The sequence below is a fragment of the Kineococcus sp. NPDC059986 genome (assembly GCF_040702905.1).
GTDB lineage: Bacteria > Actinomycetota > Actinomycetes > Actinomycetales > Kineococcaceae > Kineococcus.
In genome coordinates, this window is record NZ_JBFBND010000007.1 from 67,305 (window position 1) to 93,700 (window position 26,396).

The 26,396-nt window shown below is 72.7% G+C and carries 22 protein-coding genes and 1 riboswitch; of the genes, 4 read left to right on the forward strand and 18 right to left on the reverse strand.

Annotation, left to right across the window (positions count from 1 at the left end):
- Positions 1-5: 5 nt before the first annotated feature.
- Together AB0637_RS07595 and AB0637_RS07600 are read right to left on the reverse strand one after the other, a co-directional pair.
- Positions 6-830 (reverse strand): carbohydrate ABC transporter permease, encoded by an 825-nt coding sequence (locus tag AB0637_RS07595; protein ID WP_366171087.1) that lies wholly within the window; start codon positions 828-830, stop codon positions 6-8.
- Positions 831-984: 154 nt separating this feature from the next.
- Positions 985-1,893, reverse strand: coding sequence for a sugar ABC transporter permease (locus AB0637_RS07600; RefSeq protein ID WP_366170946.1), 909 nt, complete (start codon positions 1,891-1,893; stop codon positions 985-987).
- Positions 1,894-2,194: 301 nt separating this feature from the next.
- Between AB0637_RS07600 and AB0637_RS07605 the strand changes: the two genes are divergently transcribed.
- Entirely contained in the window at positions 2,195-3,361 is a 1,167-nt protein-coding gene (locus AB0637_RS07605) for an ROK family transcriptional regulator (RefSeq protein WP_366170948.1), read from the forward strand.
- A gap of 36 nt (positions 3,362-3,397) precedes the next feature.
- Here the strand turns inward: AB0637_RS07605 and AB0637_RS07610 are convergent, their stop codons facing one another.
- The 5 genes from AB0637_RS07610 to AB0637_RS07630 all read right to left on the reverse strand — a co-directional run bounded on the left by AB0637_RS07610 (position 3,398) and on the right by AB0637_RS07630 (position 11,909).
- Positions 3,398-6,304 (reverse strand): glycoside hydrolase family 2 TIM barrel-domain containing protein, encoded by a 2,907-nt coding sequence (locus AB0637_RS07610; RefSeq protein WP_366170950.1) that lies wholly within the window; start codon positions 6,302-6,304, stop codon positions 3,398-3,400.
- Positions 6,301-7,218: a carbohydrate ABC transporter permease gene (locus tag AB0637_RS07615; protein ID WP_366170952.1), complete on the reverse strand. Its 918-nt coding sequence runs from the start codon at positions 7,216-7,218 to the stop codon at positions 6,301-6,303. Before AB0637_RS07615 ends, AB0637_RS07610 begins: the two co-directional genes overlap by 4 nt.
- Entirely contained in the window at positions 7,215-8,180 is a 966-nt protein-coding gene (locus AB0637_RS07620) for a sugar ABC transporter permease (protein WP_366170954.1), read from the reverse strand. Before AB0637_RS07620 ends, AB0637_RS07615 begins: the two co-directional genes overlap by 4 nt.
- A gap of 10 nt (positions 8,181-8,190) precedes the next feature.
- Positions 8,191-9,534 (reverse strand): ABC transporter substrate-binding protein, encoded by a 1,344-nt coding sequence (locus AB0637_RS07625; protein WP_366170956.1) that lies wholly within the window; start codon positions 9,532-9,534, stop codon positions 8,191-8,193.
- Positions 9,535-9,749: 215 nt separating this feature from the next.
- Positions 9,750-11,909, reverse strand: coding sequence for an alpha-galactosidase (locus AB0637_RS07630; protein ID WP_366171089.1), 2,160 nt, complete (start codon positions 11,907-11,909; stop codon positions 9,750-9,752).
- 252 nt (positions 11,910-12,161) lie between these two features.
- Between AB0637_RS07630 and AB0637_RS07635 the strand changes: the two genes are divergently transcribed.
- A complete protein-coding gene (locus AB0637_RS07635; protein WP_366170958.1) occupies positions 12,162-13,322 on the forward strand; it encodes an ROK family transcriptional regulator in 1,161 nt (386 codons plus the stop codon).
- A gap of 302 nt (positions 13,323-13,624) precedes the next feature.
- Complete coding sequence (locus AB0637_RS07640) at positions 13,625-15,544, forward strand: FAD/NAD(P)-binding protein (RefSeq protein ID WP_366170960.1); 1,920 nt, start codon at positions 13,625-13,627, stop codon at positions 15,542-15,544.
- Here the strand turns inward: AB0637_RS07640 and AB0637_RS07645 are convergent.
- The 6 genes from AB0637_RS07645 to AB0637_RS07670 all read right to left on the reverse strand — a co-directional run bounded on the left by AB0637_RS07645 (position 15,480) and on the right by AB0637_RS07670 (position 20,329).
- On the reverse strand, positions 15,480-16,289 hold the full coding sequence (locus AB0637_RS07645) for a methyltransferase domain-containing protein (protein WP_366170962.1): 810 nt from the start codon (positions 16,287-16,289) through the stop codon (positions 15,480-15,482). The two genes, AB0637_RS07640 and AB0637_RS07645, sit on opposite strands and share 65 nt — an antisense overlap.
- Positions 16,290-16,305: 16 nt before the next feature.
- Complete coding sequence (locus tag AB0637_RS07650; RefSeq protein WP_366170964.1) at positions 16,306-17,523, reverse strand: cobalamin-independent methionine synthase II family protein; 1,218 nt, start codon at positions 17,521-17,523, stop codon at positions 16,306-16,308.
- 25 nt (positions 17,524-17,548) lie between these two features.
- The gene (locus AB0637_RS07655) at positions 17,549-18,742 is read right to left on the reverse strand and encodes an O-succinylhomoserine sulfhydrylase (protein ID WP_366170966.1); all 1,194 of its coding nucleotides are present in this window, start codon (positions 18,740-18,742) and stop codon (positions 17,549-17,551) included.
- Positions 18,739-19,140: a rhodanese-like domain-containing protein gene (locus tag AB0637_RS07660; RefSeq protein ID WP_366170968.1), complete on the reverse strand. Its 402-nt coding sequence runs from the start codon at positions 19,138-19,140 to the stop codon at positions 18,739-18,741. Before AB0637_RS07660 ends, AB0637_RS07655 begins: the two co-directional genes overlap by 4 nt.
- Before the next feature lie 5 nt (positions 19,141-19,145).
- Positions 19,146-19,246: riboswitch (SAM riboswitch) on the reverse strand.
- Between the two features lie 2 nt (positions 19,247-19,248).
- Positions 19,249-19,809: a hypothetical protein gene (locus tag AB0637_RS07665; RefSeq protein WP_366170970.1), complete on the reverse strand. Its 561-nt coding sequence runs from the start codon at positions 19,807-19,809 to the stop codon at positions 19,249-19,251.
- A gap of 31 nt (positions 19,810-19,840) precedes the next feature.
- Positions 19,841-20,329: a GNAT family N-acetyltransferase gene (locus AB0637_RS07670; protein WP_366170972.1), complete on the reverse strand. Its 489-nt coding sequence runs from the start codon at positions 20,327-20,329 to the stop codon at positions 19,841-19,843.
- A gap of 34 nt (positions 20,330-20,363) precedes the next feature.
- Between AB0637_RS07670 and AB0637_RS07675 the strand changes: the two genes are divergently transcribed.
- Positions 20,364-21,107: a methyltransferase domain-containing protein gene (locus tag AB0637_RS07675; RefSeq protein WP_366170974.1), complete on the forward strand. Its 744-nt coding sequence runs from the start codon at positions 20,364-20,366 to the stop codon at positions 21,105-21,107.
- Between the two features lie 3 nt (positions 21,108-21,110).
- On the opposite strand, the gene sufU is transcribed toward AB0637_RS07675, so the two are convergent.
- From sufU to AB0637_RS07700, 5 genes are read right to left on the reverse strand one after another with little or no spacing between them, the layout of a single operon-like run.
- On the reverse strand, positions 21,111-21,542 hold the full coding sequence (gene sufU / locus AB0637_RS07680; protein ID WP_366170976.1) for a Fe-S cluster assembly sulfur transfer protein SufU: 432 nt from the start codon (positions 21,540-21,542) through the stop codon (positions 21,111-21,113).
- Positions 21,543-21,566: 24 nt separating this feature from the next.
- Positions 21,567-22,901: a SufS family cysteine desulfurase gene (locus AB0637_RS07685; RefSeq protein ID WP_366170978.1), complete on the reverse strand. Its 1,335-nt coding sequence runs from the start codon at positions 22,899-22,901 to the stop codon at positions 21,567-21,569.
- On the reverse strand, positions 22,898-23,686 hold the full coding sequence (locus AB0637_RS07690) for a DUF1684 domain-containing protein (RefSeq protein WP_366170980.1): 789 nt from the start codon (positions 23,684-23,686) through the stop codon (positions 22,898-22,900). Before AB0637_RS07690 ends, AB0637_RS07685 begins: the two co-directional genes overlap by 4 nt.
- A gap of 10 nt (positions 23,687-23,696) precedes the next feature.
- Positions 23,697-25,106 carry an NtaA/DmoA family FMN-dependent monooxygenase gene (locus tag AB0637_RS07695; protein ID WP_366170982.1) on the reverse strand — a complete coding sequence of 470 codons (1,410 nt, stop codon included), beginning with the start codon at positions 25,104-25,106 and terminating at the stop codon, positions 23,697-23,699.
- Positions 25,103-26,203 carry an LLM class flavin-dependent oxidoreductase gene (locus AB0637_RS07700; protein WP_366170984.1) on the reverse strand — a complete coding sequence of 367 codons (1,101 nt, stop codon included), beginning with the start codon at positions 26,201-26,203 and terminating at the stop codon, positions 25,103-25,105. Before AB0637_RS07700 ends, AB0637_RS07695 begins: the two co-directional genes overlap by 4 nt.
- Positions 26,204-26,396: the final 193 nt, after the last annotated feature.

The following is a 26,396-nucleotide window of genomic DNA, read 5'->3' on the forward strand; positions in this document are numbered from 1 at the left end:
CGACCTCACTTGATCCCGGAGAAACCGATGGAGTTCACGACCTTGCGGCTGAACACCGCGAACAGGACGATGACGGGCAGGGCAGCCAGGAGCGTCGCCGCCATGAGCCCGGCCCAGTCCGGCGCGCCCTGGGGGGTCTGCGACCGGAAGATGCCGAGGGACACCTGCAGCGTCCGGTGGGCACGGTCGGAGGCGACCAGCAGCGGCCAGAAGTACTCACCCCAGGCCTGGATGTACTGCAGGATCGTCAGGGTCACGAGCGGCCCCGACGCCATCGGCAGGATGACCCGGAAGAACCGTCCGACCGCACCGGCGCCGTCGAGCCGTGCGGCCTCCTCCACCTCGCGCGGGATGCCGAGGAAGAACTGGCGCAGGAAGAAGATGGCGAACGGCGTCATGAAGAAGAACGGGAGGATGATCGCCGCGTAGCTGTTCAGCAGGCCGAGGTCGCGCATCAGGAGGAAGTTCGGCAGCTGGGTGAAGATCGGCGGGACCATGAGCGCGGTGAGGAAGAGGAAGAAGACCGCGTTGCGGCCCGGCCACTTCAACCGCGAGAAGGCGTAGGCGGCCATCGCCCCGAAGAACACCTGACCGAACGTGATGAACGTGGCCGTCAGGACGGAGTTGAGCAGCGAGCGGAAGAGGCTCACCGAGGCCCCCGACCCGGCCTGCGCCTGGGCCTCGGCCGTGGTCGCGAGTCCCAGCACACGCTCGAAGGCCCCGAGGGTGGGTTCGACCGGCAGCAGGTTCGTCGGTTCGGTCGCCAGGAACGCGCCGTTGGAGAACGCCGTCCGCAGCATCCAGTAGAAGGGGAAGAGGGTCACGAGCATGATGAGCCCGAGGGTGGTCCAGGCGAGGACCCGCCCGATCCCGGGCCGTCCCCGGCGGGCTCGACCCGCGGGGTTCGAGACCGCGACGGCCTCGTCGAAGGTGGTGGCGGTGGTGGCCATGACGACTCCTGGTCTCTCAGAACGCTCTGGTCGCTCAGGCGACGTCGGACTCGTCGGCCCGCATCAGCCGGAGCTGGACGAAGGCGACGACGGCGAGGATGAGGAAGAGGACGACCGAGACCGCCGAGGCGTACCCGAACTGGTAGCGCTGGAAGGCGAGGTCGAAGATGTAGTACTGGATCACCCGGGTCGCGTCACCCGGTCCGCCCGACGTCGTCACCGCGACCGTGTCGAAGGCCTGGAAGGAGCCGATGACGGTGATGACGAGGACGAGCGCCAGGATCGGTCGCAGCAACGGCAACGTGATGCGCCAGAACATCTTCCACTCCGACGCGCCGTCGACCCGGCCGGCCTCGTAGACGTCGCCGGGGATCATGAGCATCCCGGCGAACAGCAACAGCGCCGTGTACCCCAGGTGCCGCCACGTGTTGACGAAGGCGATGGTCGGGATGGCCCAGTTCTGGTCGCCGAAGAACGGGATGGCGTCCAGGCCCAGGAACTGCAGCGCCTGGTTGGTGATGCCGATCTGGGCGTCCAGCATCCAGTAGAAGACGAGGGCCACGACGACGTTGGAGATGAGGTAGGGCAGCACGATGATGCTGCGGACCACGATCGAGCGCGTGAGCCGGTGCAGCAGGACGGCGAGCAGCAGGGCGAGCACGGTCTGAGTGCCGATGTTGATGAGGACGTACTGGACCGTCACCTTCATGGCGTTCCAGAAGGTCTCGTCCTGCAGCAGCTTCGAGTAGTTGTCCAGCCCGACGAAGACCGGCCGGTTGAAGACGTCGTACTCCGTGAAGCTGAAGTACAGCCCCCGCAGGGTGGGCCAGAAGTAGAAGACGGTGAAGCCCAGCAGCGCGGGCGCGATGAAGGCGATGGCCGTCAGGCGTTCGCGGCGCGACCCGTTGACGTCCGGGCGCAGTTCCTGACCGGACAGCGACACCCTGCCCGTCCGCGCGTTCCTGCTCGTGAGCGCCATGGCTCAGGCCGTCCGGGGGCGGGCTGGCGTGGCAAGGGTGGGGTGCACTGGATCTCCGTGGTCACGTCGTCGTGGGCCGGGCTCTTCGTGTGCCCCGAGTTCTACGCCAATACACAGCGAGTCGTCAACGGCCTCACGGGACCCAGTACCGCATCGTGATCTGCTCGAGACCGGGCATCTGCCGCACCAACGACTTTCGGGACGGAAGTCGGCTACCGTTCCGGGGCAGGGAGCGACGGGGTCGTCGCCGGCGGGGAGGTCGTGGGTGAGCCTGGACTCGGCGACCCGGCAGCGGTCGACGTGGACGCCGCTGACCGGTGCGGCGCACAGCATCGCGGTCGAGGTGCTGCTCGACGGCCCGCTGCCCCGCAGCGAACTGGCGCGCCGGCTGGACCTGTCGGCCGGCAGCCTCACGCGGTTGTCGAAGCCCCTGCTGGACTCCGGGCTCCTCGTCGAGACCCGTGGGGTCTGCGACCCGGCGTCCGGGCGCATCACGCGCCCCCTCGACGTCGACGACACCCGCGACGCCTTCGTCGGCGTCAAGCTCACGGCCGACACCGCCCACGCGGTGCTGACGACCCTGCGGGCCGAGGTCGTCGCCGAGCGCGAGGTCCCCCTCGCCGACCGCTCCCCCGGGCACGTGAGCCGGACCGTTGCGGCGCTCGTCGGCGAACTGGACGCGCTCGACCCCCGACCGGTGCGGGCCGTGGGCGTCGGCCTGGGCGGCAGGGTGGGAGCCGGCGGCGTCGTCGACAGCGCGCGCTACCTCGGCTGGGAGGACGTTCCGTTCGGGGGTCCGATGGAGGACCTGCTCGGCGTCCCCGTCGTCGTCGACAACGACGTCCTCTCGCTCACGCGCGCCGAGCAGTGGTTCGGGTCGGCGCGCCGCTGCGGGCACTTCGCCGTCGTCGTCGTCGGCATGGGGATCGGCTACGGCCTCGTCGTCCACGACCAGGTCGTCGACCAGCCCGACTCCGCCGTCGGGTTGCTGGGCCACCACCCCGTGGACCCGCACGGCCCCCTCTGCCCGGCCGGGCACGTCGGGTGCGCCGACGCCGTGCTCACGACGGGGGCGCTCACGGCGCGGGCCGGACTGGCTCTGCGCCGCCCGGTCACCGTCGCGGAGGTCCTGGACCTCGCGGAGCAGGGGGAACCGTTGGCCCGCAGGGTGGTCGACGACGCCGCGTTGGCGCTCGGCACCCTGGTCGCGGCCGTCGGGAACTTCACGATGCCCGAACGGGTGGTCGTCTCGGGCGAGAACGCACGCCTGGCCGAGGTCGGCCGGGCAGCGCTGGAGGCGGGGATTCGCGCCGGCCGCAACCCCCTGGCCACGGACCTGCCCGTGGACGTGCAGCTCACCGGTTTCTCGGAGTGGGCCCGGGGGGCCGCGGTGACGGCGATCCGGACGTTCGTCCTCGGCTCCCGCCGCTGACGTCCGCCCGGACCGCCGGTCCCCTCAGCTGGTCCGTCAGCCCACGGGTTCCAGGACGAACCCGAAGCTGACCGGCCCCGCCTCGAGCCGGTACTGCGGCAGCGCGCCCGGCCCGCACGACCCGGTCCCGATGCCCTGCTGGGCGTGGTCCAGGTGCAGCCAGACCCGTCCCTCGTCGTGCAGCGCGGACGTGTGCGTCGCAGCGTCCAGCGCCTCGGTGCTCCACGGCCGCACCGTCACCCCGAACGGGGTCGTGCTGCGCACGCGCAGCCCCCGGCCGGAGCCGTCGGTGAGTTCGGCCCAGCGGACCCCGGCCCGCTGCCCGTTCTCCTGCGGGCGGACGTACGGCGTCTGCAGGTCCTCGACGGAGGCCGCGAACCGGCTCGTCCAGGTCGCCGACCCCGTGTCGGGGTAGGCCTCCCCCGGTCCCTGCCCGAACCACGCCAGGTGACGCAGCTCGCGCGGGAGGGCCAGCCGGATCCCGATGCGCGGCAACGGGACCTCCAGACCACCGGGCGTCTCGGGGGCGACGTCGACCTGCAGGTGCACGGCCCCGTCCGCCAGCGGCGTCCAGCGCCACGTCGTGGCGAACCCGGTGTCGGTCCCCGCCGGTGCACTGCGCCCGCCCACGACGACCGCGGTGTCGGTGCGCTCCACGTGCCCCGTGCGGTGGCGCAACCGCTGCAACCCGAGGGAACGCCACGTCGGGGCGAGGGGTTCGCCGAAGTCGCCGCGGTCGTTGTCGGTGGGAGCGCGCCACAGGGAGAGCTCGGCCACCGCGACCGGCACGGTCCCCAGCTGCCGCACCCGACCGGTCCGGCCGTCGAGGACCGCGGAGGAGACGAGCAGGTCCGGCCCGCGCAGCACCGGCGACCCCTCGGGGGCAGGGTCCGCAGCGGTGCCCGGGTCGAGCTGCACCTGGCCGCGGCCGAGCACGTGGCCCGTCTCGGCCCACGAGGTGCTCCCCGCGAGGTGGGCGGTCACGGTGAACCACCGCTCTCCCGTGGCCGCACCGAGCGCCGCGACCTCGTCGGGCAGGTCGAGCAGGGTCGAGGCCCGCGGTGCGAGGTCCGGTGTCGGCAGGGTTCCGCCGGCCACCTCGACCCCGTCGTCCTCGACGGACCAGCGCAGCGCGACGTGGCCGAGGTCGACGACGTCGAAGTGGTTGGTCAGCCGCAGCAGGCCACCGGACGGGGTCTCCTCCGGGCGCAACCGCACCTGGGCGATGACGGCCGCGTAGTCGAGCAGCCCCGGCGAGGGCGTGCGGTCGGGGAACACGAGGCCGTCGGCGACGAAGGCGCCGTCGTGCACGGGTTCACCGAAGTCCCCGCCGTAGGCGTAGCGCTCGACGCCGTCGGGGCCGGTCTGGCGCAGCCCGTGGTCGATCCACTCCCAGACGAACCCGCCCATGCAGCGCTCGGAGGACTCGAAGAGGTCCTGGTACTCGACCAGGCCGCCCGGTCCGTTGCCCATGGCGTGGGCGTACTCGCACTGCACGAACGGCATGGCCCGCCGCCGCGCGTCGGCGGCCGGGTCCTCCAGGGGTTCCTCGGTCCGTCCGCCGATGGCCTCGACCTCGGCGTGGCTGGCGTACATCCGCGAGTAGACGTCGGCGTACGGCACCGCCCAGTCGTGCTCGTAGTGCACGGGGCGGGAGGAGTCGCGCTCCTTGACCCACGCCGACATGGCCGCGAGGTTCTCCCCGGTGCCGCTCTCGTTCCCGAGGGACCACAGGACGATGCTGGGGTGGTTCTTGTCCCGCTCCACCGTGCGCCGCACGCGGTCCAGGTACGCCTCGCGCCAGCGCGGGTCGTCCGAGGGGTTGTCGCGCCAGTCCAGCAGCCAGAACCCGTGCGTCTCCAGGTCGCACTCGTCGACGACCCAGAGGCCGTGCTCGTCGCACAGGTCGAGGAAGCGCGGGTGCGGCGGGTAGTGGCTCGTGCGGACGGCGTTGACGTTGTGCCGCTTCATGAGCAGCACGTCAGCGAGCATCTCGGCGTCGGTCACGGCGCGGCCGCGGTCGGCGGACACCTCGTGCCGGTTGACCCCGCGCAGCTTGACGGGGACCCCGTTGACGGTGAACACGCCGTCGACGATCGCCACCGTCCGGAAGCCGATGCGCAGCCGGAGGTGCTCGCCACCGCTCACGACCTCCGCGTCGTACAGGCGCGGGACCTCGGCCGACCAGGGCTCGACACCCGGCACGTCGACGTCCTGGCCGCACGGGACGTCGATCCCCAGTTCGGGGACCAGCAGCCGCGCGGCGGACGGGGTGTCGACGCGCAGCGACCCGGCCCCCGTCGTGTGGTCGTAGCCGGCGTGGACGAAGACGTCCTCGACGGCGCCGGCGGGCCGGGACAGCAGGGTGACGTCGCGGAAGATCCCCGACAGCCACCACATGTCCTGGTCCTCGAGGTAGCTCGCGGCCGACCACTGGTGGACGCGGACGGCGAGCACGTGCTCCTCGCGGTCCGTCTGCAGCGCGTCGGTCACGTCGAACTCCGCGGGCAGCCGGGAGCCGACCGAGCGGCCGACCTCGGTGCCGTCGACCCACGCCGTGAAGGCGGAGTCGACCCCCTCGAAGCGCAGCACCGCGCGGGCACCGCCGTCGAGGAACCCGTCCGGCAGCACGAAGCTCCGGCGGTGGTCACCCGTCGGGTTCTCGTCCGGGACGAACGGCGGCTCGACCGGGAAGGGGTAGGTGATGTTGGTGTAGGCGGGGGCGCCCCAGCCCTGCAGCTGCCAGTGCCCGGGGACCTCGATGCGGTCCCAGGCGGAGTCGTCCAGGCCCGGGTCCGTGAGGTCGGTGGGGGTGTCGGCGTGCTCGGCGTACCGGAAGCGCCAGCCCCCGTTGAGGGAGAGCGTGGGTGCGTCCGAACGCACCCACGCCCGCGCGGGGAGCGAACCCCGCGCGGGCGTGAAGTCCTCGAACCAGTGGTTCATCCCTTGGTGGCTCCCAGCGTCAGACCGGAGACGAACTGCTTCTGCAGTGCGAAGAAGACGACCAGCACCGGGAGGGCGACGAGCACCGAACCGGCGGACAGCAGGTTGTAGTCCGTGAAGAACTGGCCCTTGAGGTTGTTCAGCGAGCTCGTGATCGGGAACTTGTCCCCCGACTGCAGCAGGACGGTCGCCCAGAAGAACTCGTTGTAGATCCAGGTGATCTCGAGCACCGCGAGCGCGGCCAGGGCCGGCCGGCACAGCGGCAGCGTGATCTTCCAGTACTGCTTGAAGACGCTCAGGCCGTCGACCTGGGCGGCTTCGTACAGCTCGTACGGCAGCGTCTTCATGTAGTTGCTGAGGACGAAGGCGCAGAAGCCCGTCTGGAAGGCCGTGTTGACGATGATCAGCGCCCAGTAGCTGTCGAGCAGCGTCCCGGAGTAGCTGAACCAGTAGGGCACCTCGATGGCGCGGAAGAGGCGGTACAGCGGGATGAGCAGGGCCTGCGGCGGCAGCAGGTTGGCCGCCGTGAACAGGCCCAGGAGGGCCAGGTTGAACTTGAAGTTGAACCGGGCCACGACGAACGCGACCATCGAGGCCAGCAGCAGCGCGAGCACGACCGACGGCACCGTGATGATGACGGAGTTGAGGAAGTGGCGGCCGAAGTCGCCCTGCTCCCACGCGTTCGAGTAGTTCTTCAGCGTGAAGCCGCCGAACGAGGCGTACCCGTGGGCCTGGGTGTACCCGTAGTCGCGGAAGCTGTTGAACAGCGCCCACAGCAGCGGGAAGAGCCACAGGATCGACGCGCCGATGAGGAAGACGTACAGGACGATCCGGGCGGGCGACGTGTGGCGCTCCGCCTGCGGGACGCCGGAGGCCGTGCGGCCCCCGACGCCTCCGATGGTGCTCGTGCTCATCGTTCGTCCTCCCGCATGACGACCCACAGGTAGATGCTGATGAACACCAGCGAGATCACGAGCATGATCGTCGCCAGGGCGGAGCCGAAGCCGATGCGGCTGGCCTCACCCACGATGTTCGCGGTCACCAGGGTCGCGATGAGCTCGAGGCCGTTGCGGCCCTGGTTGATGACCCAGACCAGGTCGAAGGCGCGCAGCGACTCGATGACCGTGATGACCAGGACGATGATGTTGATGGGGCGCATGACCGGGAAGACGATCCGGAAGAACGTCTGGACCTGGTTGGCGCCGTCCATCTGGGCGGCTTCCTTGAGCGAGCCGTCGACGCCCTTGAGGCCGGCCAAGTACAGCAGCATGACGTACCCGACCTGCTTCCAGCAGGTCGCGAACAGCGCCGCCCAGATGTTCCACTTCGGGTCGCCGTAGAAGTCGATCTGGGTGCCGAGGACCGCGTTGATGAGGCCCTGGTCGCGGGAGTACATGAGCTGCCAGATGAAGCCGACGAGGGCCAGCGACAGGACGACGGGCAGGTACAGCGCGGTCTGGTAGAACCGGCTGCCCTTCAGCTCCTTGTCGATGAGGACCGCGAAGAGGATGCCGAGCGGTGTCGCCACCACGAACATCACGACGAGCCACAGCAGGTTGTGCTCGACGGCCGGTTTGAAGGGCGGGTAGTTCGTGAAGACGTTGGTGTAGTTCTCCACACCGACGACCTTCACGTCGGCCAGCGATCCGACGCCGTTCCAGTTGGTGAACGACAGCAGGACGGACGCGATGGCCGGCAGCCAGATGAGGCCGACGACCACGAGGGTCGGGACGGCGACCATGAGGATGACGGCCACGCGGTCCCGGCCTGTCAGCCGACGGACGCGTTGCTTCTTGCCGGAGCCCTTGTGGGAACCCGCGGACGGCGCGGGGTGCGCCGTCTGCGGGGCCACGAGCGGCAGGTCGGGGGACGACACGGGCGCTCCTTCAGGAGGTGAAGATGCTCTTCTTCTGGTTCTCGATCTGGGTGCAGAGCCCGTCGATGTCGTTCGGGTTCTGGATGAACGACTGCAGCGAGGGGATCATGACCGTCGAGGCGAAGTCGGGACGGGTGTCGCGGTCCATGAACTGCGAGATCGACTTGGCGCTCGCGACGAAGTCGGCGCACTTCTTCTGCAGCTCGGTGTAGTGCGACTTGTCGGACTTGGTGTTGGCCGCGATGCCCGAGGGGTCGTTGGTCGTCTGGACGACACCGTCGTCGGGCGAGCCGAGGTACTCCAGCAGCTTCTTGGCGCCGTCCTCGTTGCGGGGGCGCTTGGACATCATGAAGCCGTCGATGGGGGCCTCGACCGCGTCGGCGCCGATGGCGGAGTCGACCTCGGGGAAGTTGAAGAAGTCGATGTCCTCCTGGTCGGCCGCCTCGAACTGCTGGCCGATGAAGGAGCCGATGACCATCATGCCGGAGGTCTTGTTGACGACGCCCGTGGCCGCCTCCTGCCAGGTGCGCCCGAGGGAGTCGGTCTGGTGGAACGGCAGCAGGCCCTTCCAGGTGTCGAAGACCGTCTTGACCTTCTGGTCGGTCCAGGACTCCTTGCCGGCCATGAGGTCGATGTGGAACTGGTACCCGTTGATGCGCATGTTGAGCTGGTCGAAGGTGCCCATCGCCGGCCAGCCCTCCTTGTCGGCGAAGGCGAGCGGGACGAGGCCGTCCTTCTGCATCTGCGTCGAGAGGGTCTTCATCTCGTCGAGGGTCTTGGGGGCCTGGTAGCCCTTCTCCTGCCACAGCGACTTGCGGTAGAAGACCGCCCACGGACCGTACGTGGTGGGGACGAAGTACTGCTTGCCGTCCTCACCGGTGGAGGCCTTCTTGAAGGCGTCCGTGTAGTCGGCGCCGATCGTGCTCCAGACGTCGGAGATGTCCGAGGCCAGGCCCTGGGCCGCGAAGAACTGCATGCGGTACCCAGCGAACCACGCGAAGACGTCGTCCGGGCTGCCCTGGAGGTAGTTGTTGATGTTGTTCTGGAACGTCGTGTGGTCGACCGTGTTGAGCTTGATCGAGATGCCCTTCTTCTTCTGGGCATCCGCGACCATGGCGTTCATGGTCTTGAGCGGGACCGCGTCGGAGAAGTTGGAGCCCAGGGTGACCTGGCCCCCTCCCCCGCCGCCGCCGTTGCCGGACCCGCCGCCGTTGCCGCAGGCGGCGAGCAGGGCGGGGATCCCGGCGGCGAGGAGCGAACCGCGCAGCATCGAGCGACGGCTGAAGCCGTGCCGGCCGGCGGACGCGGGCACGAGGCCGGCGAGGTACTCGGATTCGTTGGCGGGGCGGTTCATCGCGACTCCTTCGTCGGCGTCCGGATCTGACCGGGACGCGGCGCGCAGTGCTGCCGACCGTGATCACGGTGGTCAGTTCCTGCAAGCGTGTGCTGGGGGTTCATCGACTGTCAAGCGGTTCCGGGAAACCCCGGGGACGAACTGGTGGAACTCACCCTGCGCGCGGTAGGAAGACTGCCGCGCAGTGGGTTCGGTCACCCGCGGGGGCGGGTGGGTCAGACACGACGCACCCGCAGCAGCAGGAGTTGCTGCGGTTGCATCGCCGGTGCGACGACCCCGACCGCCCCGAGGGCGCGACCGGTGAGGCGCACCCCCGAGACGAGCCACGGCAGGTCCCGTCCTCCGCGCACGGCCGGGTCGTGCCCCGGTTCCTGCGCGGTGACCTCGTACTCCACCTGGGGCAGCAGGCCGGGCAGGCGCACCCGGCCGGGAACGGAACCATCGGGGGTTCCCGTCTGCACGACCGCGAACAACGCGTCGGACCCGTCGGTCGCGACGGTGCCGTGGACCCGGAACGAGGGGTCGACGTCGTCGGCCCGCACGAGGGTCCCGGTGTGCAGCAGACCGCGGACGTCCTTGTAGAGGGAGACCCAGCGGGCCAGTTCCTCACGGTCGTCCGCGGACAGTCTGGTGAGGTCGGTCTCGATGCCGAAGGAGGCGAACAACGCCGTCCCGGCCCGGAACGACAGGTCGCTCGAACGGTGCGTCGTGTGCGACGGGGACGCGCCGACGTGCGAACCGATGAGTTCGGGCGGCAGCAGTTGCATCGTCCAGCGCTGGATGTCCTGGCGCTCCAGGGGATCGATGCAGTCGCTGGCCCACACGCGGTCGGTGTGCTCGAGGACCTCGAGGTCGATCCGCAACCCGCCCGAGGAGCACGACTCGATCTCCACACCGGGGTGCCGTCGCCGCAGCTCGTCGAACAGGCGGTAGACGGCGAGGGTCTGCTCGTGGACCCCGGGGGCCCGCACGGGACCCGACCCGGCCTCGACGAGGTCCCGGTTGTGGTCCCACTTGAGGTAGGAGATCTCGTACTCCGACAGGATCGCGTCGAGGCGTTCCAGCACGTGCGAGAAGGCGTCCGGGTTCCCGAGGTCGAGGACCTGCTGCTGCCGCGACGGCAACGGCAACCGGTCCCCGCCGCGCAGGATCCAGTCGGGGTGCGCCCGCGCGAGGTCGGAGTCGGGGTTCACCATCTCCGGTTCGACCCACAGGCCGAACTGCAGACCGAGGGCCCGGACACCGTCGACGAGCGGATGCAGACCCTGCGGCCAGACCCCTTCGTCGACGTACCAGTCACCGAGGCCGGCGTCGTCGGAGCGGCGGTGGCGGAACCACCCGTCGTCCAGGACGTACCGTTCGGCCCCGACCTCGGCGGCGGCCCGCGCGAGTTCCAGCAGCTTGTCGAGGTCGAGGTCGAAGTACACGGCCTCCCAGGTGTTCACGACGACGGGTCGCGGCGAACTCGGGTGGTGGGGCCGGGAGCGCAGGTGCTCGTGGAACCGCGCGGCGATCCCGTCCAGACCGCGGTCGGACCAGGCGCCGAACACCCACGGGGTGCGGTAGCTCTCCCCCGCCGCCAGCCGGACCTCGCCGGGCAGCAGCAGTTCGCCGCCGGACAACGTCGTGCTGCCGTTGTTCAGGCGTTCCACGACGGAACGGTGGTTCCCGCTGAAGGCCGTGTGCTGGGCCCACACCTCCCCCTGACGGAAGCCGAAACCGGCGGTCCCGACGGCGAGGACGAGCGGGGCGTCCGGGCCGGTGCGGCCGCGGCGGTTCTCGCGCACGTGCGACCCGAAGGTCAGCGGACGTCGCTGCGGGATGCGTTCCTTGGCCCAGCGACCGGCGAGGTCGAAGACCTCGGTGGTCACCTCGGGGACGGGCAGGCTCAGGGCGAGGTCGGCGAGCTCGTAGGTGTCGGACCCCGCGTTGGTCAGGGTGGCGCGGTGGCGCAGGAGACCGGACGGCAGCAGCTCCAGCTCGATCCCCAGCCTCAGCCCGGCGACGTCGTCGGCGCACTCCACCAGCAGCCGACCCCCGGCGGACCCCTCCTCGACCTCCACCGCGGTGGGCACGAAGCGGCTCGACCAGGCGGCGCCCGCGCGGTGCCCGGACAAGCCCGGCCGCCCGCTCCAGCCCCAGGACGCCTCGGGCAGGAGGCGGACGGGCTGCGGCTCGTCGAGGTCGTTGTTGGCGCGTGCCGTGCGGCCGGCCGTCACGAGGTCGGCGAGGTGCCGGGCGGACAGGTCGCCGAGGTCGGCGCCCCAGTGGACGACGACGGGGACCGAGGTGGCGGGGACGTCGACGACGAGGCTCACGCCCGCGGCCCGCAGGTGCAGGGTCCGCCCCTCCACGGCGCCGGCGCCGGCGGCCACGGGGCCGTCGGGCGAGGCGAGGGGGGTGGGGTCGTGCTGGATCACGGTGGCTCCGTCGGCACGTCGATGTACGGGACAGGGAGAGTTCTACGCTGAAACTCCCACGGCGTCAATCACGGCCGAGTCACGGTTCCAGAGGGGCCAACTTCCACAAGTAGGTTCCGGACCAACACTCCCAGGCGTACTCTCTGGCTTCGACGAAGGAGGCGGACCATCGACGCTCTCGCATCCGGCCCCGCGGCACCGACGGCCGTGGCCTGGACACCCCTGACGGGCACGGCCCACAGCATCGCCCTGGAGGTCCTGCTCGACGGGCCCCTGCCGCGCAGCGAGCTCGCCCGCCGGCTGGACCTGTCCGCGGGCACGCTCACCCGGTTGTCCCGGCCGCTGCTCGACTCCGGTCTCCTGCAGGAGATCGGCGAGGCGCCCGACCCCGTGACGGGACGGCCGACCCGCCCCATGGACGTCGACGAGAACTCGCACCTGTTCGTCGGCGTCAAGCTCACCGCCACGACGGTGCACGTCGTGCTGACCTCGTTGCGCGCCAACGTCCTCGGCGTCTCCGAGGCCGTCCTGCCGGACCCCTCCCCCGACACCGTCCGCGAGACCGTCGCCGGGCTCGTCCGCACGGTCGTCGCCGAGCACGGCCTGGCCGGCCCCGGGAACGTCCGGGCCGTGGGCGTCGCGCTCGGGGGGCTGGTGGGCGAGGGCGGGCACGTGCTCAACGCCAGCTTCCTCGGCTGGCAGGACGTGCCGCTCGGCCGCGACCTCGAGGCGGACCTGGGGTTGCCCGTCGTCGTCGACAACGACCTCCTGTCCTTCACCCGCGCCGAGCAGTGGTTCGGGTCGGCCCGGCGCTGCGGGCACTTCGCCGTCGTCACGATCGGCGAGGGCCTGGGCTACGGCCTCGTCGTGCGCGACGAGGTGCTCGACCGCCCCGACGCCGGTGTCGGCCTGCTGGGCCACTTCCCCCTGCTGCCCGGCGGCCCGCTGTGCCCGGACGGGCACCAGGGCTGCGCCGACGCGCTGCTCACCGTCGCGGCCGTGGAGGCGCGCGCGTCCTCGGCCCTGCGCCGGCCCGTGCGGTACGAGGAGGTCCTCGACCTCGCCGCGGCCGGTGACCCGCTGGCGCGCCGCGTCGTCGACGACTCCGCCTACGGCCTCGGCGTGCTCGTCGCCGCCATCGGCAACCTGACCATGCCCGAGAAGGTCATCCTCTCGGGCGAGGGCATCCGGCTCGCCGTCGTCGGCGAGGACGCCCTGCACCGCGGCCTGCGGGAGCACCGCAGCCGGTACGCGAGCCCCCTCGACCTCGAGGTGCAGCCGACCGGGTTCACCGAGTGGGCCCGTGGCGCCGCCGTCACCGCGATCCAGACCTTCGTCCTCGGCAACCGGCGCGCCACCGCCTCCTGACCCTCGCGCGGAAAACACTCTTTCCGCCCTCCGGAGCGCCCGCGAGGGGCGGAAAGAGTGTTTTCCGCGCGGGACGGGGGTGGGTGAGGGCGGGAGGCGTGCTATCCGCCAGGCGGTGTGGGCGGTCGCGCGCGGGGGTGGGGCGGCGCGCTCTCGCCTACGCTGGGTCCGTGCGGATCCCTGGGACGACGAACGGCCGGCTCGTGCGCCGCCGTCACGTCGACCTGTGCCGCACGCACACCGCCACGTGTCGCTGAGGAGCGTCCCCGGAGTCCCTCTCCGCCCCCTCCTCAGGAGCCCCCGTGAGCCTCACCCTGCTCTTCGTCGGCGCCGGTCCGCGCACCCTGGGCGTGCTCGACCGGTTGTCCGCGCACGCGTCCGCGACCGGTGCCGTCGTGGACGTGCACGTCGTCGACCCGCACCCCGCCGGCGCGGGACGCATCTGGCGGGCCGACCAGCACCCGTTGCTCTGGATGAACTCCCGCGCGGCCGACGTCACCGTCCTCCCGGACGCCTCCTCACGCCTGGCCGGGCCGGTCCGCACGGGGCCGACGCTCTTCGCCTGGATCGACGCGCACCGCGACGAGCTCGCCGACGGGTTCGCCCGCACCGGCGAGGAGGCACTGCGTCGCGAGGTGCTCGCGGTCCGGGAGGGGACGTTCGTCTCCCGGGCCCTCGGCAGCCGCTACCTCAGCTGGGCGTGGGACCGCGTGGTGGCACAGCTCCCACCCTCCGTCCGCCTGCACGTGCACCGCACCCGGGTCACCGACGTGCGGGGCGCCGAGCTCCAGGTCGTCGTCCTGGAGGACGGGACGGAGCTCCTCGTCGACGGGATCGTGCTCGCCCAGGGGCACCCCGACGTCGTCCCGGGGCCGCGGGAACGGTCGGCGCGCGAGTTCGCCGACCGGCACGGGCTGGGGTACGTCGCCCCCGGCTACACGAGCGACCTCGGCCTCACCGACGACGAGGACACGCTGCCCCCGGGACGGGACGTCCTCGTCGCGGGCATGGGCCTCGCCTTCGTCGACCTGCTCGTGCTGCTCACCCAGGGCCGCGGCGGACGCTTCGAGGACACCGCGGACGGACCGGTCTACCACCCGAGCGGCCGTGAACCCGTGCTGCACGTCGGGTCCCGGCGCGGGGTGCCCTACCGGTCGAAGATCACCTACGTGCTGGACGAGCGCCCGCCGCTGCCGCGCTTCCTCACCGCGGACTCGCTGCCCGCCGACCGGGTGCTGAACCTGCGGCGCGACGTGTGGCCCCTGGTGGCCAAGGAACTCGCCGGGGCGCACTACGCGGAACTGTTCCGCGCGCACGCCGGGCGGACGTCGCTGGACCGCGAGGAGTTCGACGCCCGGTTCGCCGCCGCCGCGTGGGGGTCGCCGGAACTCGACACCCTCGTGGCGCAGGCCGTCCCGGCCGCCGGGGACCGCTTCGACCTGCACCGGCTGGACCGGCCCCTCGACGGGTGGTGGGCACCGTCCGGCGCGGGCGTGCACGAACGCGTGCGCGCGCACGTGGCCGCCGACGTGGCCCGCCGCGGCGACGCCGGGTTCAGCATGGACGCGGCGGTGTTCCACGCCCTGCTGTCGTCCTACGTCGCGGTCGCCGGTCTCGCCCACGACGGCCGGCTCGACGACGTCTCGGTCGCCGAGGTCGACGGCTGGTGGCACGGGCTGTTCAGCTACCTGGCCTCCGGACCGCCGCCGCGGCGGCTGGCCGAACTGCTCGCCCTCGCCGACGCCGGGGTCGTGCGCTTCCTCGGCGGCGACGTGCGGTTCACGGCGGACGAGGTCGGCGGGTGCTGGACAGCGCGCCCGGCGAACTCCCCCGACGCCGTGAGCGCCACCGTCCTCGTCGACGCCCGGTTGCCCGAAGCCCGGGTCACCGCCAGCGCGGACCCCTTGCTGCGCAACCTGTCCGACCGCGAGGAACTCCGGGAGCTCGGTGGCGGGAAGCTCGTCGTCGACCCCGAGCAGCGCCTCGTGCACGCCGACGGCACGGTCCACCCCCGGCGTTTCGCCGTCGGGCCCTGGGTGGCCGGGGGCGGCTGGGCGGCCGCGTTCGCGCGCCCCGGGCTGGACGCGGGGTTCTTCCGCCTCAACGACCGCGTCGCGCGGGCGCTCCTCGCGCTGGCTCCCGCCCGGGCGCCGGAGGTCAGCGTCGTCGCGCCGCGCGCAGCCAGTACCGCGCCGTCCCGGCGAACGCCGGCCGCCCGCTGAGGTCCACCTCGAGCTCCTCCAGGTCGGCCGCGACGCGGTCGTCGACGCGTTCGGCGTCCTCCAGCAGGGCGGTGACGGCGAGCACGCCCGCACGGCCGACGACGTCGCAGCCGGCGTCGGCGAGGGCGTCCTCCACGAACTCCGGGGACAACCGCAACGCGGTGTGACCCGTCGCGGGATCGGTCGCGCGCTCGGCGTCGAGCGACACCCACGCGGCCGCCGGCCCCTGCCCCAGCACCGTCGCGAGGACGTCCGCGGGCGGGTTCGGGGCGAGCAGCGACACGAGGCCGCCGGGGCGGACCGACGACACGAGCGTCGCGACGTCGGCCCGCACCTGCGCGTGCGAGGCCCTGTGCTGCAGCACGTCGTGGCAGAAGACGACGTCGAAGGACCCCGACCCGCCCGCGCGGTGCCGGGTCAGCGCGGCCAGTGCCGTCAGGTCCTCCAGGTCGGCCGCCACCGTGTGCACCCGGTCGGCGACACCCGCCGCCGCGGCCGCAGCCCGGGCCAGCGCCAGCATCTCCGGCGAGCGGTCCAGGACGGTGACGTCGTGCCCGGCGAGGGCGAAGGGCAACGCGTCGCGACCGTCCCCGCCTCCCGCGTCCAGCACGCGCAACCCGTCGCCGAGGTCGGCGGTCCAGTCCCGCAACAGCCGGGCGACGACGTGGTACCGCAACCGTCCCCACGGCGAGTCCTGCCACAACGCCCAGGCCGCGTCCCCCGCGGGCCCGTTCGTGGGCCTCACCTCGTGTCCACCCGGATCACCCGAAGAGGCGGGACCCGGCGATCCGGGCGCCTTCGCCCAGGGCCGCGAGCTTGGCCACCGCGATCTGCGGGTGGATGCGACCGCCGAGACCGCAGTCGGTCGAGGCGACGACGTTCTCCGCCCCGACGACGGAGGCGAACCGTTCGATCCGGTCGGCGACGAGTTCGGGGTGCTCCACGACGTTCGTGGCGTGGCTGACGATGCCCGGCACGATCTTCTTCCCCGCCGGCAGCTGCACGTCGCGCCACACCTTCCACTCGTGCTCGTGCCGCACGTTGGCGGCCTCGAAGGAGTAGGAACCGGCGTCGATCTCGAGCATGAGGTCGACGATGTGGCGGAACTCGACGTCGGTGGTGTGCGGACCGTGCCAGCTGCCCCAGCAGAGGTGGAACCGCACCTGCTCCGGCGGCAGGCCGCGCAGGGCGTGGTTGAGGGCCTCGACGCGGATGCGCGTGAACGCGCGGTAGTCCTCCACCGAGGGTTCGGGGTTGATCTGGTCCCAGTTCTCGGCGATCGACGGGTCGTCGACCTGGACGGTGAGCCCGGCGTCGACGATCGCGCGGTACTCCTCGCGCAGGACGTCCGCCCACGCCCAGATGTGCTCCTCCTCGGTCGCGTAGTACCGGTTGGAGATGCGCGCACCACTGCCCGGGGACAGCGAGGTGATGAAACCCTCCCCGACGCCGGCCGCCGCGAGACCGGCCTTGAGGTTCGCGATGTCGGAGGCGATCGCCGCGTGACCGGTGTACGAGAGCGGCCCCGTGGTCGCGGGGAACGCCGTCGCGTTCTTGCCCGTGGAGATGCCCGACGTCGGGTCGGTGTAGGCGTCGCGGAAGATCGTCCAGTCGCGGCGGTCGGGGAAGCTCGTGAGCCGGACGTTCCCCGGTTCGGACCGGACCACGGGCTGGGTGAACAGGTCCTCGCCCGTGACCTCGAGCCCGGCGACGCGCTGGAACGAGTACGACCACCAGGCGCCGTAGTCGACGGCGCTCGTCATGGCCTTGCCGTACTCGCCGTCGCCGACGATCGTCACCCCGAGGTCGCGCTGGCGGCGCACGAGGTCGACGACGGCGTCGGTGAGCAGGGCCTCGAACTCGGGTGTGCGTTCGAGGGTGAAACCGTCGGCGCCGATCGTGCGCGCGTCGTTGGCGGCGATGAGTTCGGGGGTGCGCGGCAGGCTGCCGGCGTGGGAGACGGGGACGGACCTGGTCACGGGTGGTGCTCCGTTCGGGGGGAGTTCAGGCGCGGGCGAGGGCACGGTCGAGGTCCTCGAGGAGGTCCTCGACGTCCTCGAGTCCGACGGACAGGCGCAGGACGGCGTCGGTGAGGCCGATGGCGGCGCGACCGTCCGGCCCCAGCCGGCGGTGCGTCGTCGTGGCCGGGTGGGTGGCGAGGGACTTGGCGTCGCCGAGGTTGTTGGAGATGTCGACGACCTGCAGCGCGTCGAGCACCTCGAAGGCACGGTCCTTGCCGCGCCCCTCGGGGGCGTCGAGCGCGAACGTGACGACGGTGCCGCCGAGGTCCATCTGCCGCCGGGCGAGCTCGGCCTGCGGGTGGCTGGCCAGCAACGGGTACCGGACCCAGCGGATGCCCGGTTGCGCCTCGAGGTGCTCGGCGATGCGCAGGGCGTTCGCGGCGGAGTGGCGGACCCGCAGGCTCAGGGTCTCCAGACCCTTCGCCAGGGTCCAGGCGTTGAACGGGCTGAGGGTGGGCCCGGTGTGCCGGGTGAGTTCCTTGAACCGGCCGCCGAGGAACTCCTCGGTGCCCAGGACCGCTCCGCCCATCACGCGGCCCTGACCGTCGATGTGCTTGGTCGCGGAGTACACGACGACGTCGGCACCGAACCGCAGCGGCCGCTGCCCGACGGGCGAGGCGAACGCGTTGTCGACGACGACGGTCGCGCCCGCGGCGTGCGCGAGTTCCGTGACGGCCGCGATGTCGACGAGGGTCTGCATGGGGTTGGCCGGGGTCTCGAAGAACACGGCCTGCGCACCGTCGGCCAGGGCCTGTTCCCACTGCGCGAGGTCCTCGCCGTCGACGAACACCGTCTCGACCCCCCAGCGGGGCAGGATCTCGTCGAGCACGACGAAGCAGGACCCGAAGAGGCTGCGGGCCGCCACGACCCGGTCGCCCGCGCCGAGGAGCGCGGCGAGGGCGTAGAACACCGCCGACATGCCGCTGGCGAGGCCGTAGCAGGCCTCCGCCCCCTCCAGCTGCCGCAGCCGCTCCGTGAACACCGACACCGTGGGGTTGCCGTACCGCGAGTAGACGTACCGGTCGACGTCACCGGCGAACGCGGCCTCCGCGGCGGCGGCGCTCTCGTACACGTACCCGGACGTGAGGTACAGCGCCTCGGCCGTCTCCTCGAACCCCGACCGGGCGAGGCCGCCGCGGACGGCGGTGGTGTCCGGCCGCCACTGCGGGTCGTTCACGACTGCCGCCAGGGCAGACCGGCCGCCCGCCAGCCGGAACCGCCCCGGTGGCCCTCGCCGTCGAGCGGACCCTCGAACCCCTCGAGCACGTTGTAGCTGACCGCGATCCCCGCCGCGGTCGCCGTCTCGGCCGCCGCCACGGACCGCTGACCCGAGCGGCAGAGGAAGACGACCTTCCGGTCGGTCCCGGGGACGATGCCCGCCTCCGCGAGCTCGCCCAGGAACCGGCCGGGGTCGACCGGCAACCAGGAGACGAGGACGGGCTCGCGCTCGAGCCCGCTGGGAACCCCCACGAACCGCCACTCCGCCTCGGTGCGCACGTCCACGAGGACGGCGTCCGGGTCGTCCTGCACCAGGTCGAAGGCCTCACGCGGGGTGAGGTCACCGGCGTAACCCACTGTTCCTCCCATCGGTCCTGGCATGAGCACCCTCCGGGACGGCGGTCCGTCCCCGGGGTTGCTGCGGCGTCGACGAGCCAGGTCTCTCGGCCGCTCTGGATGGTCCGGTCAGCCTAGGGCATCGACCGACGGGGGCGGTGCCGCGGCGGCGACGCGGTCGACAAGCGCGGCGTCGGCGCCCAGCACCTCGACGCCGGTGGCGACCGGTCGCAGGAAGACCGTGCAGCGTTCGTCGGTCAGGCACGTCCGGAGCGTTCCCGCCGCGACGGCGGGGCTGTCCGCGAGCCGGGCGAGCAGGCGTGGCGACGGGTCGTGCTCGACGACGACCGTCGTGCTGCGGCCGTCGGGGTCGGGCCGGGTCTGCACGCTCTGGTGGTGCTGCGGCCCGATCCCGTCCCGCAGCCGGGTGAACTCCGCGACGAGCCGGTCCTCCGACGCGCCGGCGGGGTCGTGGGGCAGTTCCGTCCACACCTGCACCGGTCCCGTCGCCGGCAACGCGGCCACGAGAGCGGCCAGGACGCCGGCCCTGTCCCCCTCCCCCGCACCGGTCCGCCGCAGGACCACCCGGGGCAGGACGAAGGAGTCGATGAACGGCGGCGGCGGGAACCACGTCCCGCACCGGCCCTCGGCAGCTTCGTCGGGACCGGCGCCCGGCCGCGCACCACTCATCCCCGGACGCTACCGGCCCCGTCGGCGCGGGTCAGAGGAAGCGGTGCATGACGTGCAGGCCGACGTACCCGTGCTCGGGGTGGTCGAAGGCCTGCGGCACGGTGCCGAGGACCGCGAAGCCGAGGGACTGCCACAGGGCGACGGCGGCGGCGTTGGTCTCCACGACGGCGTTGAACTGCATCGCCAGGAAGCCACGGTCTCGCGCCCACACCAGGACGTGCTCACCGAGGGCCCGGCCCACCCCGCGTCCCCGCGCGGCCGGGGACACCATGAAGCTGGCGGTCGAGACGTGCGACCCGGCGCCGGGCCGGTTCGGCCCGCACTTGGCGGTCCCGAGGACCGTCCCCTCCTCGTCCACGGCGACGAACGTCCCCCACGGCGGCGCGCCGACCCACTCTGCCCGGGCCCGGTCCGACGTGAGCCCCTGCGGCAGCGCGTACGTCTCCCCGTCGGCGACGATCTCGTCGAAGAAGGGCCAGATGCCGGCCCAGTCGGCGTCGGCGTAGTCGCGGATCTCCACGGCGGGCAGGCTAACGGCGGCTAGCGTGCGGAGAGTGACGGACGTCTTCGGGGACCGGTCGGCGCAGTGGGCGCAGTGGCAGGCCGAGCCGTGGGGCCGGGTGCGCTACGCCGTCGTCGCCGAGGTGCTGCGGCGCACGGTCACCGGCACGGGCCTGCGGGTCCTCGACGTCGGCGGGGGCGACGGACAGGACGGGGTGCCCCTCGCGGCCGCCGGGCACAGCGTCACCGTGCTCGACCGCTCACCCGACCTGCTGGGCCGGGCCGCGGAGCACGGGTTCGCCACCCGCGTCGCCGACCTGGACGACGAGCCGGCCGACCTGCAGGGCGCCTTCGACGTCGTGCTGTGCCACAACGTCCTGCACTACCTCGACGACGTGGCGGGGGCCGTGGACCGTCTCACCGCGTTCCTCGCGCCCGGCGGCGTGGTCTCCCTCATGGCACCCACCCCTGCCATGGACGTGCTCGCGGCCGCCGTCCGCCGCCTCGACCCGGCCGAGGCCCTCGCGCTGCTCGACGCGCGCACGGTCCACGGCCAGACCTTCGACCACCCGATGAACCGGCTGGAGTCCGCCACGGTCGAGGAGGCGCTGCAGCGCAGTGGTCTCACGGTGACGGGGCGGTACGGGGTGCGGTGCGTGACGGACCTCGTCACCGACGACGACCGCAAGCGCGACCCCGAGTTCTTCGCTCGACTGCTGGCGCTCGAACTGGCCCTGTGCGACCGGGAGCCCTTCCGGCGGACCGGACGGTTCTGGCTCCTGACGGCCAGGCGCTGAGCCTCAGGCGCGCAGCAGCGCGTCGGCGAGCGCCGACCAGCTGAGCAGCGCGCACTTCACCCGCGCCGGGTACCTCGCCACCCCTGCGAACGCGATGGCGTCGCCGAGGACCTCCTCGTCGCCGGGGTCCTCGCCGCGGCTGGTGAGCATGTGCTGCACGGCGTCGCGGACCTGCCCCACCTCGGTGACGGGGCGGCCGACGACGAGCTCGTGCAGCACCGAGGCCGAGGCCCGGCTGATGGAGCAGCCGAGGGCGTCGTAGGAGACGTCCCGCACGAGGGGCCCGTCCGCGCCGTCCTCGACCTGCACCCGCAGCGTGATCTCGTCCCCGCACGTCGGGTTCACGTGGTGAGCCTCCGCCGCGAACGGCTCGCGCAACCCCTCGCCGTGGGGGCGCTTGGAGTGCTCGATGATCAGCTGCTGGTACAGGTCCACGCGCGTCAGGTTCTCACGGGGAGCTCAGCCGAAGAGGTCGCGGACCCGGTGCAGGCCCCGGAGCACGGCGTCGACGTCGGAGGGCTGGTTGTAGGGCCCGAAGCTGACGCGCGTCGTCGCCGCGACCCCGAACCGGCGGTGCAGCGGCCAGGCGCAGTGGTGCCCGACGCGGACGGCGACGCCCTCGTCGTCCAGGAGCTGGCCGACGTCGTGGGCGTGGACCTGCAGGTCGGGTCCCTCGACGACGAACGAGACGAGACCCACCCGCGCGGCGGCGTCCAGCGGCCCCAGCACGCGGACCCACGGCAGTTCCGCCAGTTCCCCGAGGAGGAGCGCGGTGAGGGAGCGTTCGTGGGCCTCGACGCGCGCGATGCCGGTCCCGTCGGGTCCGAGGTCGCGCAGGTAGTCCACCGCGGCGTGCAGGCCGACGGCCTGGGCCGTCATCGGGACGCCGGCCTCGAACTTCTGCGGGGCGGGGGCGAACGTCGACCGCTCCATCCGGACGAGTTCGATCATCGACCCGCCGGTGAGGAACGGCGGCATGGCGGCGAGCACTTCCGCGCGCCCCCACAGGACCCCGACGCCCGACGGGCCGAGCATCTTGTGGCCGGAGAACGCCGCGAGGTCGACGCCGAGGGACGGCAGGTCGACGGGCAGGTGCGGCACGGACTGGCAGGCGTCGAGCACGACGAGGGCCCCCACCCGGCGGGCGGCCGCGACGAGCTCGGCGACCGGCGCGACCGCACCGAGGACGTTGGAGGCGTGCGCGAACGCGACGACCTTCGTCCGGTCGGTGACGAGCGCGTCGAGCCCGGAGAGGTCGAGGACGCCGTCGTCGGTCACGGGGATCCACCGCAGGACCGCACCCGTGCGCGCGCAGAGCTCCTGCCACGGCACGAGGTTGGCGTGGTGCTCGGCTTCGGTGACGAGGAGCTCGTCCCCCTCGGCGAGGACGAACCGCGGGTCGACGGCCTGCCCCGCCGGTGCGGAACCGCGGGCGGCGTAGGCCGTCGTGGTGCTGAACGCGTGGGCGACGAGGTTCAGCGACTCCGTGGCGTTCTTCGTGAACACGACCTCGTCGGCGGGGGCGCCGACGAACGCCGCGATCGCGGAACGGGCCGCCTCGAAGTCGTCGGTGGCCTCCTCGGCGAGCTGGTGCGCGCCGCGGTGCACGGCCGCGTTGTGCGTCTCGTAGAACCGGCGTTCGGCGTCCAGGACGGACCGCGGTTTCTGCGACGTCGCCCCGGAGTCCAGGTACACCAGCGGTTTGCCCGACCGGGTCGTGCGCGACAGGATCGGGAAGTCCGCGCGCAGGGCGGAGAGTTCCGCCGGGGAGAAACCCTCGAGCAGCGTCGTCACCGCGGGTCCTTCTCCCCCGCCGCGACGGGGACGGTGAGGCGGTTCTCGGCCGGCGGCAAGGGGCAGGTGGCGTGGTCGGTGAACGCGCACGGCAGGTTCTGGGCGCGGTTGAGGTCCAGCACGACCGGACCGGGCGTCGTGGGGACGGGGACCGAGCGGGTCGTCCCCGTCGTCGTCACGCCGGAGGTGGCGTCGGTGAACAGGGCCGTCCCGCCGTCGAACACCGTGAGCTGCTGCGGACCGTCCAGCTCGAAGCGGACGACGCCGACCGCGCGGTGGTGGTGCTGCAAACCCTCCACGACGGCGCCGACGACGACGTCCTGGACCTGCTCGTGCGGGACGAACTCCGCGGGCAGCACGTACCGCTGCGAGAACTCGAACACCGGGACGCCGGTGAACGCGGCGAGCGTCGGGGCCTGCGGGTCGCGCACGCGCAGCGCGTGGTTCCCGCTGCGCTGCATGACCTCCACCCGCCGTTCACCGATCTCCACGAGGGTTCCCGGCGCCCCCTCGGGGGTCTCGACGCGGACGGTGCCCTCGACGGTCACCCCGTCGAGGACGATCCCGTCGGCCGCGGTGGCCGTGACCTCGACCGCGCCGTCCACCGAGGCCCAACGACCCGGCAGCCCGTCGACCTCCGCGACGTCGGTGCCCAGCCAGTGCAGGCCGGTGAGGCTCAACCAGCCGTGCGGAGCCGACAGGGTCGCGGTGCGCTCGGCGCGCCAGGCCTCCCACGCGGTGCGGGCGTGCGCGAGGGTCCCCGCGTCGATCGTCGTGGTGGTCATCTGTCGCTCCTCAAGCGGTGTGTCGAGCAGGGTGTCGAGCAGGGTGTCGAGCAGGGTGTGCGTCGGTGCGGCGGGCCGTGTCGTGCGGGTGGCGCAGGCCGAGGTGCTCGCGCAACGTCGTCCCGGTGTACTCCGTGCGGTACACCCCGCGCTCCTGCAGCAGCGGGACGACGCGGTCGACGAACTCGTCGAGGCCCGTGGGCGTCAGGTGCGGGACGAGGATGAACCCGTCGCACGCGTCGGCCTGGACGTAGGCGTCGATCTCCGCGGCGACCTGGTCCGGGGTGCCGACGAACTGCTGCCGGCCGGAGACCTCGACGACGAGTTCGCGGGCGCTCCAGCCGTGGGCGGCCGCGAGCTCGCGCCACTGCCGGACGGTCTCGGCCCGGTCCTGGACCGACCGGGCCCGTCCCTGCACGATGGTCGAGGTGAGGTCGGGTTCCTGCGCCGGCAGCGGTCCCTCGGGGTCGAACCCCGTGAGGTCACGGCCCCAGGCCTGTTCGAGGAACGCGACGGCCTGCTCGGGACCGACCTGCTGGAACCGGACCTCCCGCGCGTTCTCCCGCGCCTCGGCTTCGGTGTCCCCCAGCACGAAGGACGCCCCGGGCAGGATCCGGAGGTCCTCGCCCGCGCGGCCGTGCCGCACGGCACGGGCGCGCAGGTCGGCGGTGAACCGCTGCCCCGCCTCCAGCGTGCCGTGCATCGTGAAGATCGCGTCGGCGTAGGCCGCGCCGAAGTCGCGGCCCCCGTCGGAGTCGCCGGCCTGGAAGAGGACCGGGTGCCCCTGCGGGCTCCGCGGCAGCAGCCCGGGCCCGCGGACGTCGAACTGGGGTCCGTGGTGCTCGACCTCGTGGACGTCCCGCACGAACACCCCGCTCACGGGGTCCGCGACGAGGGCGTCCGGGCCCCAGGAGTCCCAGAACTCCCGGGCCACGTCGAGGACCTCGCGGGCCCGGACGTAGCGGTCGGCGTGGGCCAGGTACCCGCCGCGGCGGAAGTTCTCACCCGTGAACGCGTCCGAGCTCGTGACGACGTTCCAGGCCGCCCGGCCGCCGGAGAGGTGGTCGAGGGAGGCGAACTGCCGCGCGACCTCCGCGGCCTCGTTGAAGGTCGCGTTGATGGTGCCGGCCAGACCGAGGTGCGTCGTCACGGCCGCGAGGGAGTTCAGCACCGTGAGGGTGTCGGGCCGGCCGACGACGTCGAGGTCGTAGATCCGTCCGCGCTGCTCCCGCAGGCGCAGCCCCTCGGCGAGGAAGAAGAAGTCCATGAACCCGCGCTCGGCCGTGCGGGCGAGGTGCTCGAAGGAGGAGGGGTCGGTCTGGCTGCCCGCCCGCGGGTCGCGCCACACGGTGGTCTGGTTGACCCCCGGGAAGTGGGCGCCCAGGTGGACCTGACGGGGAGAGCGGGGCTGGGTCCTCACGCGGACACCTCCTCGACGTAGCGGCTGACGGGTCGGGGCAGCCCGAAGCGCTCCCGCAGGGTCGTGCCGTGGACGACGGGACGGGTGACTCGGGGCAGGACGTCGGAGGCGAGGAGGTCGAGGGTGACCGGCAGGTCGAGCGGGACGACCGCCACGCCGTCGACACCCGCGGGCAGCGCGGTCAGGAGGTCGAGGAACGACTCCGGCGTCCCGACGTGCCGGACCGACCGCGGCGGGGGGCCGGGGCTCCACGCGTCCAGCTGCGCCGCGACGTCGGCCGCCTCGGCGGCGTCCCGCCGCAGCAGCACCTCCACGTCGAGCAGGACCGTCGCGGTCGGCAGCGCCGCGGCCCACCCGGCGGCCTGCCCGGCGTCGGCCGTCTCGAGACGGGCGACGTCGGCCTGCGCGACGGCCAGCTCGAGCGAGGGCTGGTCGCGGACGGGCACGACGACGAGGGGCTGCCCCTGCGGGGAGCGGGGCGTGATGGAGGGTCCCTTCACGGCGAAGAACTCACCGGAGAAGTCGACGTGGTGCAGCTTGTCGCGGTCGACGTAGCGGCCCGTCGCGACGTCCCGCACGACCGCGTCGTCCTCCCAGGAGTCCCAGAGGCGGCGGGCGACGTCGACCGTCTCGGCCGCCTCGCGCCACAGCTCCTCGGCCGGGGCGGCGGCCTTGCGCCCGAACAGGTCCGCCTCCTGCGCCGTCGTCGACACCTCGACCTGCCAGCCCGCGCGACCGCGGCTCGTGAGGTCGAGCGTGGCGATGGCCTTCTGCGTGTGGAAGGGCTCGGTGTGCGTCGTCGTGACGACCGGCACGAGCCCCGGGCGGCGGGTCAGCGGGGCCAGGTGGGCGGCGACGGCGACGGCGTCGAGGCGGCCCCGCTGGTCGCGTTCGGCGGCCGACTGCAGGCGGTAGGCGTCGGGGACGACGAGCAGGTCGACGTCGGCGGCGTCGACGGTCGCCGCGAGCCGGCGCCAGTGCGCCGCGGTGAACAGCTCCTCCGGGCGGGCTCCGGGCAGGCGCCAGGCGGCCGGGTGGCGGCCGGCGCCGTCGAGTTCGACGGCCCAGCGCAGGGCGGCGGGGGGACGGGAGGGCACGGCGGTCTCCTGGGGTGGTCGTGACCTGCCGGTCGGCCCGGGGAGGGCGCCGGCGGCCGCCTCGGGGTCCCGAGGGCGGCGGGGCGGGTCAGCGACAGACCGCGGAGCGGGTCCGGCAGAGGTCCACGTGGCGCCGCTGGACGGCCACGAAGGGGCGCGCTCGGGCGACCTCCTGGCTCCCGGTCCGCTCCAC

Bases quoted from the DNA above. Each gene is read 5' to 3' on its own strand.
- AB0637_RS07595 (WP_366171087.1), bottom strand. From the start codon at position 830: ATGCTCGTGACCCTCTTCCCCTTCTACTGGATGCTGCGGACGGCGTTC.
- AB0637_RS07610 (WP_366170950.1), bottom strand. From the start codon at position 6,304: ATGAACCACTGGTTCGAGGACTTCACGCCCGCGCGGGGTTCGCTCCCC.
- AB0637_RS07615 (WP_366170952.1), bottom strand. From the start codon at position 7,218: ATGAGCACGAGCACCATCGGAGGCGTCGGGGGCCGCACGGCCTCCGGC.
- AB0637_RS07625 (WP_366170956.1), bottom strand. From the start codon at position 9,534: ATGAACCGCCCCGCCAACGAATCCGAGTACCTCGCCGGCCTCGTGCCC.
- AB0637_RS07665 (WP_366170970.1), bottom strand. From the start codon at position 19,809: ATGAGTGGTGCGCGGCCGGGCGCCGGTCCCGACGAAGCTGCCGAGGGC.
- AB0637_RS07690 (WP_366170980.1), bottom strand. From the start codon at position 23,686: ATGACCACCACGACGATCGACGCGGGGACCCTCGCGCACGCCCGCACC.